We start from the raw sequence: 14,590 nt of genomic DNA, 5'->3' as shown, positions 1-14,590 counted from the left end.
CCGATTTCACTTTCGCCCATAATCAACAACTCTACTTTATCGCCTTTCTCGAAAGGTAAATTTTCGTATTGTGGATTTCTTTTGAATTTCGTGGTTCCGGTAATTAAACCTGTCGCTTCATCAATGTAAATGTAAACCAAGTAACGCTTTCCTTCAACAATTTTCAATTTCTGCTGCGTGTACGGAATAAATAAATCTTTAATAATTCCCCAATCCATAAAAGCGCCACTGGGAAGACTTTGCACACAGTTCATCACCGCAAATTCGCCAACTTCGGCTAATGGACTTTCGGTAGTAGCTTTCAGTTTCCCATCATCCTGATAAATGAAAACTTCCATTTCATCCCCTTCTTCTTTTTCTTCGTGGATAAAAATTTTAGGAAGAAAGGCCTTCCATTCTGTTTCATCCACCAGCATATAACCTGATGAATTTTTCTCCGAGATTCTTAAAGTCTGCGTTTTACCGATTTTCATGGTGCAAAGATATGTTTTTTGGGATGGATGATGGAAGTTTGCCACAAATGCACAAATAAAATCTATACAATCTGCCTAATCTGCGAGATATTAAATAATCTCCACATTCTTCGCCAAAGTTTTAAAGCGTACATCATCTTTTTGTCGAACAGTAATCGTCATATGTCCGGTTTTGCTGATGTTCACATCTTCCACTTTTCCGGATTTTCCTATGTTTGTTCTGCCAATTACGTTGCAATGGTCGACGTTTTTAACTGGCTTTCCTTTTGAATCACTCACATTGAAAAATTTAAATTTAAAAATAATAAAAAAAGAGGAGTAAAAACTCCCCTTTCGTTATGTTCTTGCTACATAGTTGCTCAAATCCCGTTTTGCACTGTCGAAATCGAATGCATCATAAACAAGGTAAAAATTCTTTCTGTCAACACATTTTGCATAAAGCTGCTTCGCCATTTGCAGCCTGTTTTTATCAAAGCTGTATTCTTTCAGCATTTTAAAAATTTGGTCTGATGTAAAGTTGGCATCCCTCATTTGCTGACTGATGAACCGTGTTCTTTCTTCATCGAAATTAGCGCTTTTGTTCATTGCATTAAAGAAATCGGCAAACTGTCTTGAACTCATCACGTTCTGGTAATAACCATTGTTTTCATAACCATTGTTCCAGTTTCCGTTTTGGTTAGCGTAAGGATTGTTCCAGACATCATCCCATTCGTTAAAACCATAAGTTTTTCCCTGAACTTGGTAAGAATCCAAAAGATATAAACCTTTGTTGCTGAAGAAATCCAAAACCATTCTCATATTGTTACGAACATTAAGTTTAGTTCTGTACACCAAATAACCGTCTTCATAAATTGAAATCGGAACATTTCCTGCAGCCAGATCAAAGAATCTGAATTTTCCTGAAGCATTGCTCATGACTTGATCTCCAACTTCCACACTAAAATATCCACGCTCCGGAATTCTTAAAAACACTTCAGAATTTCCATAATTATTATTCCACTGATACGTTTTTGCCTTGTACTGCTTGTTATCGCGGTCGCGGTTTCCGTTTCTGTAGGCAGAATTATCCAAAACTTTGCTGTTGTTTGCGCTTCTGTTTCCTACCGCTTGTCTTTGCGTCTGCATTTCAGATTTGTTGGCTTCATTTTTCAGCAGTTCTCCTACTCTTCCGGCTTCCTGAGCAAATATTAACATTGAGAAAGCCATTGCTGAAATAGTAAAGATTTTTTTCATTTTTATTCATTTTAAAAGTTCTGAAAAAATCTATTCTACAAGTGTGCCAAAATCAACAGTATTGGTAAAAATTTAAGCATTGATCAATAAAATTGAAATATTTTAAAAATTTGATAATTTGGATTTAACTTTCTTAAAAATTGTGAATCAAAGCGATGTTCAAACAAAAAAAGAGAAGCTGGAGCTTCTCTTTTTATTGTTAAGTTGTTAATTCGTTGAGTTGCAAAGTCGACTAACATCTTTACGACTTTTCGACTCCACCACTTTACAGATTCTTACATGTGAATAGCAATCTTCCCTGTCGCATCCAAAGCCGCTTCTTTAATGGCTTCAGCAAAAGTTGGGTGAGCATGAGACATTCTCGCAATATCTTCGGCACTTGCACGGAATTCCATTGCGGTAACAGCAGCCGCAATCATATCTGCAGCTCTTGCACCAATCATATGAACGCCTAAAACTTCGTCGGTTTTTTCATCAGCAATAATTTTGATGAATCCGTCGATATCACCTGAAGCACGGCTTCTTCCCAACGCTCTCATCGGGAAATTACCCACTTTAATGGCAACTCCGGCTTCTTTCAATTGCTCTTCAGTTTTGCCAACTCCGGCAACTTCAGGCCAAGTGTAAACTACTCCCGGAATTAAATTATAATTGATATGTGGTTTTTGTCCGGCCAATTGTTCTGCCACCAAAACACCTTCTTCAGACGCTTTGTGAGCCAACATCGCACCTTGAATAACATCACCAATCGCGTAAATATTCTGAACATTGGTTTGAAGATGGTCGTTTACTTTCACTCTTCCTCTTTCGTCGAGTTCCACACCTGCTTTTTCCACCGCAAGTCCGTCTGTGTAAGGTTTTCTTCCTACAGAAACCAAAACGTAATCACCGTCAAACGAAACTTCCTCTCCTTTTTTGTTTTTCGCGGTTACTTTCACCGAATCTCCGTTTCTTTCCACCGCTGAAACTGCTGTAGAAAGTTCAAATTTCATTCCCTGCTTTTTCAGCACTTTCTGAAGTTCTTTCGACAAAGCACCATCCATTCCAGGAATAATTTTATCCATGAATTCGATTACGGTTACCTCAGAACCTAATCTCAACATTACAGAACCTAATTCAAGACCGATAACTCCACCACCGATGACCAAAAATTTCTTTGGAATTTCTTTTAGGTTTAATGCTTCAGTAGAAGTGATAATTCTTTCTTTATCTAAAGTAATGAAAGGCAACGACGCCGGTTTTGAACCTGTCGCAATGATGGTATACTTTGATTCAATCACTTCTGAAGAACCGTCTTCTTTCGTTACCTTAACGTGAGTCGCATCCTCAAAACTTCCAACGCCTTGAAAAACAGTGATTTTGTTTTTGTCCATCAAAAACTGAATTCCCTTCGTTGTTTGGTCCACCACTTCGTTTTTGCGTTCCACCATTCTTGCCATATCCGCTTTTGGCGTGTCCACGATAATTCCGTGACTGGCAAAATTGTGTGCTGCGTTATGAAAATGCTCAGAACTGTCCAAAAGCGCTTTGGAAGGGATACATCCAACGTTAAGACATGTTCCGCCCATGGTTGGATATTTCTCGATTATTGCAGTTTTAAAACCCAATTGTGCAGCTCTAATTGCCGCTACATAACCACCAGGACCGGAACCGATAACGGTAACATCGAATTGACTCATTATTATTTTTTTAGAATTATTTGAATGATTTTTTAAGGTTTTCAAAATTACAAAATCTCCCGCAGATTAAGGAAATTTTGAATTTTAAATTTTGAATGTTGAATTATTCGGAGCCGGGAACCTGCTTTCCATTACAATTCCTCGCGCCAATACATTCCAAACGATGGCTGCTGGATTTCCATTTCAATGGCTAGTTACACTTTATCTTTTTAATAAACGTTTGGCTAAAACACAAATTTGTCATTCCGTAGGAATCTCAACGGTTTAGATTCCTACGGAATGAAAAAATGTTGTTAAATTTTCGATATTGAAATTAACAAATCTTCATAATTCCTCAAAATAATCTCCTTTGAAAATCTCGATTGTATAGAATTTCGAATTGCCGTTTTATCATGATTTTCAGTCAAAATATCCTTAATTTTCTCAGCAAATTCAGCATCATTTTCTATATCCCCAATTTCTCCGTTTATTTTAGGCTGAATAATCTCTTGAATTCCGCCGGGACAATTGTTGGCTAAAGCGTAAGTTCCACAGGCTCCGGCTTCGAGCAAAACATTCGGGAAACCTTCATAACGGGACGAAAGAATGAATAAATCCGCAAATTTCAGAAACTGATACGGATTTTTCTGCTGTCCGTGAAAAGTGACATTTTCTAAACCTAAATCCGTTTTCATTTGATGCAACATTTCTTCATCGCGACCATCACCCAATATGTGAAGTAGAATTTTCTCGTTTTTTAAATGTTCAAAAACTTTCAAAAGATTGTCGAAACCTTTTCGTGAAGATAAATTTCCGATGGCGACAACATTTTTAAAATCTTCTTTAAAACTTTCCGGCTTTTCTGAAACAGCGAGTTTTTCATCAATAAAATCAAAATCAACAGGATTGTTGATTTTTACGAGTTTTTCTTTTTTAATCTTGAAATTTTCTACCAAATCGTTCATCATATCGTCGCTCTGACAAATGATTTTATCGTAATTGTTATAAAATTTATAGAAAAAACGGATTTCCCGTCTTGTAACATGTTTTGAAACAACATTGGTTTCCCTTGCAATAAATTTTGTTTTCGGAAAAAACTTTAGAAACATCGAAAGATATGCATTCACCTCCCCAAATCCGCTGAAAACAATATCGGGTTTGCGCTTATGAATTTCCGACAAGATCGGTTTTAATCCGTTACGAATTCTTTGGGTTTTTAAATCAATAACCTCAACATCACCTTTTAAAAATTCGAGATAACCGCCTTCTTTTCGCAACAACATAATTTTCGGCTCGAATGTTGAACGCGGAAGATGATTCGCAATTGTGGTAACAATCCGTTCTGCACCGCCGGTTTCGAGGTCCGGAAGAATGAAAATTATTTTTATTTTTTTTTGCACGGTTTCAAAAGGTTGGGAAAGGAAAAAGCCACAAATTATGGTGACTGGGTTTTTTATTGAATAATTTTTAATTCCTTTTTCAACCTAATGTCAATAACGCCGTTGGTACCTTTTTCTCCGTAGATTCGGGTAGCATTTTCTCCTTTCAGAACATGCATAGATTCAATTTTATTCGGATTTATAGCGTGAAATTCTTTTTCATCTATAATCCTTCCCTCCACTACATACAAAGGTTTTTTACCAAAACTTTTGCCATCCCTTACAATTAACTTTGATGTATTGAAAATAGGTGGAGTCTTTTTCTGAGGCACATTTTCAATCTGAATCGGGTCTTTATTTGGGTTGTAGTCAACAACTTGTGCAGAAGCTAATCCACACAAACAAATCAATACTAATGCTATTCTTTTTTTCATATTTATCTAATTCGCTACGTCCGAAATAAATTTAATTCTCAACATTCTAAGTTCTTCGTCGCTTAAATCGTCACCGAATTCGGAAGTCAGAACTTTCATAGAATCACTTTCGGATTCGCCCATGAATTCCATAAATTCTTCCACGATATCTTCATCAAAATTATCTTCGATGTAATAATCTACATTCAGTTTGGTTCCCTGATAAACAATACGTTCCATCTCTTTTAAAAGCTCATCCATTGACAAATTTTTGGCTCTTGCAATGTCTTCAAAATCAATTTTTTTGTCGGTACTTTGGATAATGAAGACTTTATGGCTGGATTTATTCGCTACCTGTTTCAAAACCATATCCTGAGTTCGCTCGATATTGTTTTCTTTAACATATTTTGCGATAAAATCTGCAAATTCTTTTCCGTACTTCCTGGCTTTTCCTTCTCCAACACCATACACTTTACCAATTTCTTCAACCGTAACTGGGTATTGTGTTGTCATGTCTTCCAAGCTTGGATCCATGAAAACAGTGTAAGGCGGAATTCCATGTTTTTTGGCGACTTTTTTACGCAATTCTTTCAGCAACGCAAAAAGATTTTGGTCCAAACCTCCACCGGCTTGAACTTCCACTTTTTCAGAAGAAGATTTTATCTGCTCCAAATCATATTCGCGGTCTTCTGCAATAAGGAAAGTCTCTTTGGATTTACCATCAATAACCGTTTGTCCTTTTTCTGAAATTTTGAGAACACCATAAGTTTCAATATCTTTTTGAAGATAATTTTGAACGGTTGCCTGTCGGATAATCGATTTCCAATAATTGTCCGATGCCGCTTTTCCGATGCCGAAAAGTTTATGCGTTTCGAGTTTGTAGGACTTTGTAACAGAACTTTCTTTTCCTACCAAAATATTGATTAAATCTTTGGTTTTGAATTTCTCTTCTAACTTTTTCACCACTTCCAGAACGGTTTTCAAATCTTTGGTGGCGTCCTTCAGTTTTGGTGGGTTGGTAGAATTGTCGCACATTTTCGCTCCGGCTCCTTTTACCGGGTCAAACTGTTCTCCAAAATAGTACAAAATGTATTGTCTTCGGCTCATTGAAGTTTCTGCATAACCAACAACCTCATTCAAAAGTTGTAATCCAATTTCACGTTCTGAAACCGGCTTTTGAGCTAAAAATTTCTCGAGTTTTTCAATATCTTTTGGGTCGTAGAAAGCCAAACAGTAACCTTCACCACCGTCTCTTCCAGCACGACCTGTTTCCTGATAATAACTTTCCAGAGATTTCGGAATGTCGTAATGTATTACGAATCTTACATCCGGCTTGTCAATACCCATCCCGAAAGCGATGGTGGCAACAATAACGTCGCATTCTTCCATCAAAAATTTATCCTGATTCGCAACTCTGGTTTTTTGGTCTAAACCTGCATGATAAGGCAAAGCATTGATTCCGTTTACCTGTAAAAGTTGAGCAAACTCCTCCACTTTTCTTCGGCTCAAACAATAGACAATTCCGGATTTTCCTTTATTCTGATTTATGAATTTTACAATTTCTTTATCTACATTTACTTTCGGACGAATTTCATAATACAAATTCGGACGGTTGAAGCTTTCTTTGAAAACCATTGCATTCGTCATTCCTAAAGTTTTTTGAATATCGTCCTGAACTTTTGGCGTTGCAGTGGCAGTTAAAGCAATCACAGGAACTTCCGCAATTTTATCAATAATCAGTTTCAGGTTTCGGTATTCCGGGCGAAAATCGTGTCCCCATTCCGAAATACAGTGTGCTTCGTCAATAGCAACGAAAGAAATTTTCACCTCCTTTAAAAATTCTAGATATTCTTCCTTAATCAAAGATTCCGGAGCAACATAAAGCAGTTTTGTCTTTCCGGATTTAATATCTGTAAAAACCTGATTGGTTTGGGATTTATTGAGGGAGGAATTAAGAACGTGCGCTGTTCCTTCGTCCGAAGAAAGCCCGTTTACTGCATCTACCTGATTTTTCATGAGTGCAATTAACGGCGAAACAACAATTGCCGTTCCTTCTGAAATAAGCGCCGGAAGTTGGTAACAAAGAGATTTTCCGCCTCCTGTAGGCATCAAAACAAACACATCGTTCCCCTCCAAAAGGGTTTGTATAATTTTTTCCTGCTGTCCTTTAAACTGTGAAAAACCGAAATATTTTTTTAGTTCTTTAGATAAATCGGTGGTTTTTGTATTCATCTGTTCTTCTTCGATAATATTTTTTTCGTGGATGTTTCAAATAAAAAATTACAGGTAAATATTCCTGTTGCGATACTTCATCCAAATTTGTTTGCTAATTTTGCATTTAATCAAAGTTAAATAATTTTAAAAATAAAGTCAATTTTACAAGGCTAATTTTTTAAAAAATAAATGCGTATATTTTGGAAAGCATAAACATTATTTCGCTCGCACAGAAATCGTTAGAGATAGAAATTTCCGAACTTGAAAAACTCAAAAACCGAATTGATGACACCTTTGTAAAAGCTGTAGAACTCATCAGTTCCGCCCAAGGAAAACTCATCATTGTCGGTATCGGAAAATCTGCTCATGTTGGAAACAAAATTGTAGCCACACTGAACTCCACCGGAACTCCAGCACAGTTTTTACACGCTTCAGAAGCCATCCACGGAGATTTGGGAGTAGTGCAAAAACAGGATGTTGTTTTGTGCATTTCGAACTCGGGAAATTCGCCCGAAATTGTCAATTTAGTTCCTTATTTAAAAGAATATTCCTCCGCTTTAATTGGAATGACGGGAAATCCGAAATCTAAATTGGCAGAAGGTTCTGATGTGGTTTTGGACACTAAAGTTGATGTTGAAGCCTGTCCTAACAAACTGGCTCCTACAAGTTCTACCACTGTTCAGATGGCTTTAGGAGACGCTTTAGCGGTGGTTTTAATGGAAATTAAAAACTTTAAAGACACCGATTTTGCCAAGTTTCATCCGGGTGGAAGCTTAGGTAAAAACTTGACTGCAAGAGTGGAACAGTTTCTTTCCCAACAAAAGCCGCAGGTTTCTCCAAACGCTAATATTCGGGAAGTGATTATTTCTGTGAGCAGTTCCAAACACGGTGTTACCGTTGTTACCGAAAACGAAGAAATTTTGGGAGTCATTACGGACGGCGATTTGCGTCGAATGCTCCTGACCAACAACGAAGATGTTTCAAATGTAAAAGCTTCTGAAATTATGAGCAAAAACCCCAAAAGCATCGATAAAAACAAGTTGGCAAAAGAAGCCATGAAAATTCTGAAAGAAAATAATATTGGTCAGCTGATTGTGACGGACAACGGAAAATATTTCGGAATTGTGGATTTGCATAGGTTGTTGGATGAAGGAATTAACTAGTTTGAGTTCGTTTGAAGTGATTTGAATTTGTTTGATAATAGTCCATGAATACCAGATTTCTGTTTTTAGTTTTTAGCTTATTTTCAAATTTCATATTCTCGCAAGACTTTGATAAAACATATTTTTTTACTGACATGATGCAGGAATTTTTCCCGGATTTTACCGCCCGAAAACGCATCTTTTAGGCAATTATTACGGAATTTTTAATGAACGAAAACTCGTAGCTGTAACCGGAGAACGTTTTCAGAATGAAGATTTCCTCAAAATTTCTGCAGTTGTTACCAATATTGCTTTTACAGGCCGCGGTTACGCACAGCAACTCATGAATTTCGTGAACAACAAAATTATTTCAGACTGAAAAATTCCGTTCCTTCATGTTGACCCGAAAAATACAAGAGCGATTTCCGTTTACGAAAAATTAGGATTTACCTTGCGGAAAAAAGTGAAAATTTACTACTTCCGCGAAAATAAAAACACGCGACTTTCGAAGAGTTAACAGATAATTCTTTAATTTCGCAACTTCAAAATTCAGCTGAAAAAAAAGTGAGTACAGAAAAAGAAATGTCTTTTTGGGGACACATCGGAGAACTTCGCGGACATTTAATCCGTTCCATTATTGCCATTGTTATTGGCGGTTTCGTGGTGGGTTTCAACATTCAATGGATTATGGACCATATTTTTTTCGCACCAACGAAAAATAATTTCGTCACTTTTGAAGTGATTAACCATTTCTCCGAGAAAATTTTAGGAACAAAAAGCATCACTTTGCCGGATACTTTCCAAATTCAGCAGAAAAAAATGATGCAGCAGTTCAACGTGATGATGTCGGTTTCTATTTTTGGCGGTATTGTTTTGGCTTTTCCTTACATTATTTATGAGCTTTGGAGATTCATCAGCCCGGCGCTTCATCCAACCGAAAGAAAAAATTCAAGATTTTTCATCAATTTTATTTGGATGCTGTTTCTTGCAGGTGTTTTGTGTGGTTATTTCCTAATTTTACCTTTGGCTATTAATTTCGGGATGATGTTCCGAATTTCGGATAATATTACTCAGCTTTTCGATTTAACAGATTATACCACGCTTTTCCTGCAAATCGTTTTAGGCATGGGAACCATTTTCCTTTTTCCGGTTATCGTTTATTTCCTGACTTCCATCGGAATTTTAACGCCGCAATTTATGAGAACGTATCGAAGACACGCGATTGTTTTGATTATGGTAGTTGCTGCAATTATCACTCCAGCCGATGTTTTAAGCATGATGATGGCTGCTTTACCACTTGTTGTTCTGTATGAATTCAGTATTATGACTTCATCCAGAATTTACAAAAGACTGCAGAAAAACGAAGAAAAAGGTTTAGTTAAGACTTCATAAAGTCGCATTCATCTTACGTCAAAATAATTATCTTTGATGTAAATCTGAATTAAAATGAACAAAATCCTTGTTGCTTTATTCCTTTCTGCAGGAGCTTTCACTTCGGCACAAAATCTTTTCCCAAAAGGCGATACCACAAAACGTGAAGACACTTTAAAAGGTTCCAACACCGAATTTCGAAACTTTTGGGACGTTAAAAAATATGAACTTTCCGTAGAGCCGGATTTCGACAAAAAAACTGTTCAGGGAAAAAATAAAATCACTTTCGAGATTACAAATGACGTTTCAAACCCTGTCTTTCAGATAGATTTGCAGCAACCGATGAATTTTAAATTCGTTAATAAAGACAGTAAACTTACGGCATCACGTGATAAAGATTTCATCTTCATTCAGGCGAAAAAAAATTATAAAAAAGGAGAAGTTCAATCTTTTAATTTTGAATTTTTTGGCAATCCAATTATTGCAAAACACGCTCCTTGGGATGGAGGTTGGGTTTTTGACAAAGATGACGACGGAAATCCGTGGATTAGTGTCGCACAGGAAGGAAACGGTGTTTCGTTGTGGCTTCCAACAAAAGATATTTGGAGCGACGAACCTGAAAACGGAATCGTAATGGACATCATCACCCCTAAAAATTTAACCGGCGTGGGAAATGGAAGACTGATTTCCAAAAAAATTCAGAACGGGAAAAATCTTTTCAGATGGGAAGTAAAAAATGCCATCAATCCTTATTCTATTGTTCCAACCATCGGAAAATTTGCCAATTTTAATGACACCTACAACGGCGAAAAAGGAAAACTGGATTTAGATTACTGGGTTTTAGAGAAAAATTTAGATAAAGCCAAAAAGCAGTTTCAGCAAGTTCAGCCCATGATGAAAGCTTTTGAATATTGGTTTGGACCTTACCCTTTCTACGAAGATTCGTACAAGTTGGTTGAAACGCCTTATTTGGGAATGGAACATCAAAGCAACGTTGCCTACGGAAATAAATACATGAACGGTTATCTTGGGCGCGATTTATCCGGAACGGGAGTTGGCTTGAAGTGGGATTTCATTATTGTCCACGAAAGCGGGCACGAATGGTTCGCCAATAACATCACTGCAAAAGACCAAGCTGATATGTGGATTCACGAAAGTTTTACAGCTTACTCCGAAACGCTTTTTACTGAGAAATTTTTGGACAGAAAATCTGCCGATGCGTATGTTCAGGGAACCAGAATGGCGATAATGAATGATAAACCCGTCATCGGAAATTACGGCATTCGTAATGAAGGAAGCGGCGACATGTATTACAAAGGTGCCAACATGCTTCACACGATTCGGGAAGTGATTAATAATGATGCAAAATTCCGTGAAATTTTACGTGGAATGAATAAAGATTTCTATCATCAAACAGTAACTACAGAACAAATTGAGAACTATATTTCCCAAGAATCTGGGATTGATTTTTCAACAGTATTTAATCAGTATTTACGAACTACAAAAATTCCTACACTTGAATATGAGCAACGAGGAAATCAATTGTACTACAGATATCAAAATGTGGCTGACAATTTCAAACTTCCTTTAAGGATAGGTTCTGAAATGATTACACCTAAAACTGAATGGCAAAATATTGCTTTGAAATCTTCTGAACCGGTTCAAATTAGCCGCAATTATTTTATCAATTTGAAGCAAGTTCAAGCCCCAAATTCTGCTTTTTCAACCAACAAATCAGTTGACAAAACTTTAATTATTTTCTATGAAAAGGGCAAAAAAGACTCCGTAAAAAAAGCAATTGAAAAATACGGAGCCGAAATTGTTTACGAATACAATGCCTTAAATGGCTTTGCAATAAAAGTTCCTGATGGAAAAGATGCAAATGCTGCGATGACTTATTTCAAAAAAGTGAAAAATGTGCTTTCTGTAAGTCGTGATCAAATTCATCAGTTAGACCCGCCGATGAAATCTTCCGAATTAAAATAGTTTTTGTGAAAACTTTGTCAAAGATTTTTGAACTTTGAGAAAGTTTGGGAAATGGAACCTTTTCAGCGTTTAAAACGCTGAAAGAGTTAAATAAAAATATTGATTTATTTTGGAAAAACCGCGCGGCGCCTTCGGCGCCGCGCGGTTTTTTTTGCGGATTTTTCGGCGGCGGCGGCTTCGCCGCCGCCGAAAAATTAAGCTTTCATCATAATTCTAAACGTCGATCCTTTTCCAACTTCCGTCTGCGCCACTTTAATATCGCCGTTATGATAATCCTGCACTACTCTTTTCGCCAAACTCAAACCAAGACCCCAACCACGTTTTTTCGTAGAATATCCGGGTTTAAAAACTTTTCGCGTTTGTGCTTTCGTCATTCCGGAACCGGAATCTTTAAAATCGATAAAGACGTTGTTGTTTTTTTCATACATCGAAATATTCAGACTTCCTTTTCCTTTCATCGCATCAACAGCGTTTTTCACGACGTTTTCAATCACCCAGCTTAGAAGAATTCGGTTGTGGGGAACTAAAATTTCTTCATTGGGAAGCTGCAGTTTAAAATCAACTTTTGAAGAAACTCGCGATTTCAGATAATCGTAATTTTGCTGAACGGTTTCATTGATATTGAGGTCATTTAATTCAGGAACAGAACCGATTTTCGAGAATCTTTCGGAAATGGTGCGAAGTCGGTTGATGTCTTTCTCAATTTCTTTTACGCCTTCACTGTTTTCATTTTCCATCCTCAAAATTTCAATCCAGCCAATCATTGATGAAAGCGGAGTTCCGATTTGATGCGCCGTTTCTTTAGCCAAACCAGCCCAAACATAACCTTCATCGGTTTTCTTTATCGTCCGTAAAAACCAAAACGAAAAAGCGATGTAGGAAAGAATCAGCAATCCCAGCAAAACCGGGGAATAACGCAAATCATTCAGCAGCTTTGAATTCGTAAAATAAATATATTGTTTTCCGCTCGGAACTTCGAGTTCGAAAGGTTTGTACGAAGATTTCATCGTGTTCAACAAAGCCTGAAGTTTCTGCGGGTTTTCCATCGTTTCCTTCGGAATATTCACCATCAAATCTGGTCCGAAAGGTTTTCCTTTTGCGTCAGTTACAATCACAGGAACAGAATTATTACTTTTCGAAATTTGCAGAATTAAATCCAGAACAATTGGGTCTGTAATATTGGTTTCCTGCTGATATTTCATCGCCGTTGCAAAAAGTTCGATGCGTTTTATTTCTTCTTTTCGCAGATAATCAATCAGAAAATACGTCGCAACAACGATAGCCAAAATGATTACCGAAAAGACGATGTAAATAATCCAGTTGTTAATTCGTGCTAAAAGGGTTTTCTGCAGCATTTATTTCAGAACATTTAAAACTTTATACAGCGCATCACTTGGGCTGCTTCCCTGATAATTATTGATGATGATGGAAAAAACATATTTCTTTCCGTCTTTGGAAGTGTGATAGCCTGCAAAAGATTTGGTGTCTTTCATGGTTCCGCTTTTCATTTTCATACCATTTCCCTGTTCAGGAAATCCTGAAAAATAATCGTTAAACCAAGCCTGTTTTCTGCTCCACAATAACGCCTGAACTTCCGCTCTTGCCGACACATAATTTTGCGGAGAAAGACCGGAACCATCGGCAAAATTAATCATTGAAGCATTGATTCCTTTTGAAGTCCAAAAATCTTTAAGATAATCAACACCGGCGCTAAAACTTCCAACGCCTTTCTTTTCTTTTCCTAAAGTTTTGATGATGGTTTCGCCGTACAAATTCACGCTTTTTTTCAGGAACCAATAGACAATTTTGTCCATTGTTGGCGATTTATAAGTCATGATAACATTTGATTTTGCGCCATCAGGAATTTTCAGTCCGTCAATTCTTTGTTGGGAAGCCGTTAAAACTTTTCCATTGAATTCAATTCCTGCTTCTTTCAACCAGTTTTTAATTTCGTACCCTAAAGTTAAAGGTGGATTTGGCGTAGCACCGGAAACAGTCATCGCTTTTCCTGGCAAAGATCCGTTGATATGGGCAACATTGGAATGTGGTGCAGTGAAAATCAAACTTTGGTCAGAACTTCCCGCAGTTTTCACATCATTTACCCATTTTACATTCGGTAGTTCTACATTAAAATTTTTGAAATCTTTCCCGTTCGTGTTGATATCAAACTGATTTTCACGCCAGTTCACACTCCAAACTCCGGCTCCATAATAATTTCCCATGTCATCCCAAGGCCAACCTCCCGGAACTGTTTGAAAATCGAAATAAGAATCATCAATCACAATATCCGAAATTTTGGAAACATTCTTTTGTTTTAAAGCTTCGACGAGTTTTTGTTTGAAGTTTTCAGGCTTGTAACCTTCATATCGCCAACTTCCCAACGTTGGGTCTCCATTAGATGAAATAAACAGATTTCCACCCGAAAATGAGGCGGTTGTAGTATATTGGTAATTCTTTCCGAGCGTTTCCAATGCTGCTGCAGCTGTAAAAATTTTTTGCGTTGAAGCGGTAGAAAGTCCACGGTTTCCCTGATATTCATAAACAAAATTTCCGGCTTCATCCGCAACATAAAAAGACAGGTTGGCTGAATAAGCCGGAGCTGTATTCAGCAAATCTTTGGTTGCAGCATCTAATTTTTGAGGAATATTTTGGGCAAAAGCTGTTGCCGTGGAAAACAACAGTATTGGAAGTATATTTTTCATTTTTTACTTTAATTACATC

13 protein-coding genes are annotated in these 14,590 nt (G+C 37.1%); 4 read left to right on the top strand and 9 right to left on the bottom strand.

The window, feature by feature from the left end; genetic code table 11:
- The 7 genes from Q0252_RS00530 to recQ form a co-directional block, all read right to left on the bottom strand.
- Positions 1–473, bottom strand: a 473-nt coding sequence (locus tag Q0252_RS00530; RefSeq protein ID WP_297982428.1) for a S1-like domain-containing RNA-binding protein, incomplete at its 3' end; no start/stop codon positions are given.
- Between the two features lie 90 nt (positions 474–563).
- Entirely contained in the window at positions 564–752 is a 189-nt protein-coding gene (locus tag Q0252_RS00525) for an RNA-binding protein (RefSeq protein ID WP_297982425.1), read from the bottom strand.
- A gap of 57 nt (positions 753–809) precedes the next feature.
- Entirely contained in the window at positions 810–1,706 is an 897-nt protein-coding gene (locus tag Q0252_RS00520; protein WP_297982422.1) for a DUF4476 domain-containing protein, read from the bottom strand.
- Between the two features lie 275 nt (positions 1,707–1,981).
- On the bottom strand, positions 1,982–3,385 hold the full coding sequence (lpdA, locus tag Q0252_RS00515) for a dihydrolipoyl dehydrogenase (RefSeq protein WP_297982420.1): 1,404 nt from the start codon (positions 3,383–3,385) through the stop codon (positions 1,982–1,984).
- A gap of 293 nt (positions 3,386–3,678) precedes the next feature.
- Complete coding sequence (locus tag Q0252_RS00510; RefSeq protein ID WP_297982417.1) at positions 3,679–4,764, bottom strand: glycosyltransferase; 1,086 nt, start codon at positions 4,762–4,764, stop codon at positions 3,679–3,681.
- Between the two features lie 53 nt (positions 4,765–4,817).
- A complete protein-coding gene (locus Q0252_RS00505; protein ID WP_297982414.1) occupies positions 4,818–5,177 on the bottom strand; it encodes a TonB-dependent receptor plug domain-containing protein in 360 nt (119 codons plus the stop codon).
- 6 nt (positions 5,178–5,183) lie between these two features.
- Complete coding sequence (gene recQ / locus Q0252_RS00500; protein WP_297982412.1) at positions 5,184–7,388, bottom strand: DNA helicase RecQ; 2,205 nt, start codon at positions 7,386–7,388, stop codon at positions 5,184–5,186.
- A 182-nt stretch (positions 7,389–7,570) separates the two neighbouring features.
- Here recQ and Q0252_RS00495 point away from each other — a divergent pair, with 182 nt between their 5' ends.
- From Q0252_RS00495 to Q0252_RS00485, 4 genes are all read left to right on the top strand, one after another.
- On the top strand, positions 7,571–8,533 hold the full coding sequence (locus tag Q0252_RS00495; protein WP_297982409.1) for a KpsF/GutQ family sugar-phosphate isomerase: 963 nt from the start codon (positions 7,571–7,573) through the stop codon (positions 8,531–8,533).
- Positions 8,534–8,894: 361 nt separating this feature from the next.
- Positions 8,895–9,029, top strand: coding sequence for a GNAT family N-acetyltransferase (locus Q0252_RS12245; RefSeq protein ID WP_367174799.1), 135 nt, complete (start codon positions 8,895–8,897; stop codon positions 9,027–9,029).
- A 47-nt stretch (positions 9,030–9,076) separates the two neighbouring features.
- Positions 9,077–9,904: a twin-arginine translocase subunit TatC gene (gene tatC, locus Q0252_RS00490; protein ID WP_297982406.1), complete on the top strand. Its 828-nt coding sequence runs from the start codon at positions 9,077–9,079 to the stop codon at positions 9,902–9,904.
- A 54-nt stretch (positions 9,905–9,958) separates the two neighbouring features.
- Complete coding sequence (locus Q0252_RS00485) at positions 9,959–11,869, top strand: M1 family metallopeptidase (RefSeq protein WP_367174798.1); 1,911 nt, start codon at positions 9,959–9,961, stop codon at positions 11,867–11,869.
- Between the two features lie 194 nt (positions 11,870–12,063).
- Here Q0252_RS00485 and Q0252_RS00480 read toward each other — a convergent pair whose 3' ends face one another.
- The gene (locus Q0252_RS00480) at positions 12,064–13,224 is read right to left on the bottom strand and encodes a HAMP domain-containing sensor histidine kinase (protein WP_297982404.1); all 1,161 of its coding nucleotides are present in this window, start codon (positions 13,222–13,224) and stop codon (positions 12,064–12,066) included.
- The gene (gene dacB / locus Q0252_RS00475; RefSeq protein WP_297982401.1) at positions 13,225–14,571 is read right to left on the bottom strand and encodes a D-alanyl-D-alanine carboxypeptidase/D-alanyl-D-alanine-endopeptidase; all 1,347 of its coding nucleotides are present in this window, start codon (positions 14,569–14,571) and stop codon (positions 13,225–13,227) included.
- Positions 14,572–14,590 lie beyond the last annotated feature (19 nt).

The organism is uncultured Chryseobacterium sp., from assembly GCF_936933875.1.
Classification (GTDB): domain Bacteria; phylum Bacteroidota; class Bacteroidia; order Flavobacteriales; family Weeksellaceae; genus CAKZIK01.
This window is presented reverse-complemented; position numbering and strand designations above follow the sequence as displayed.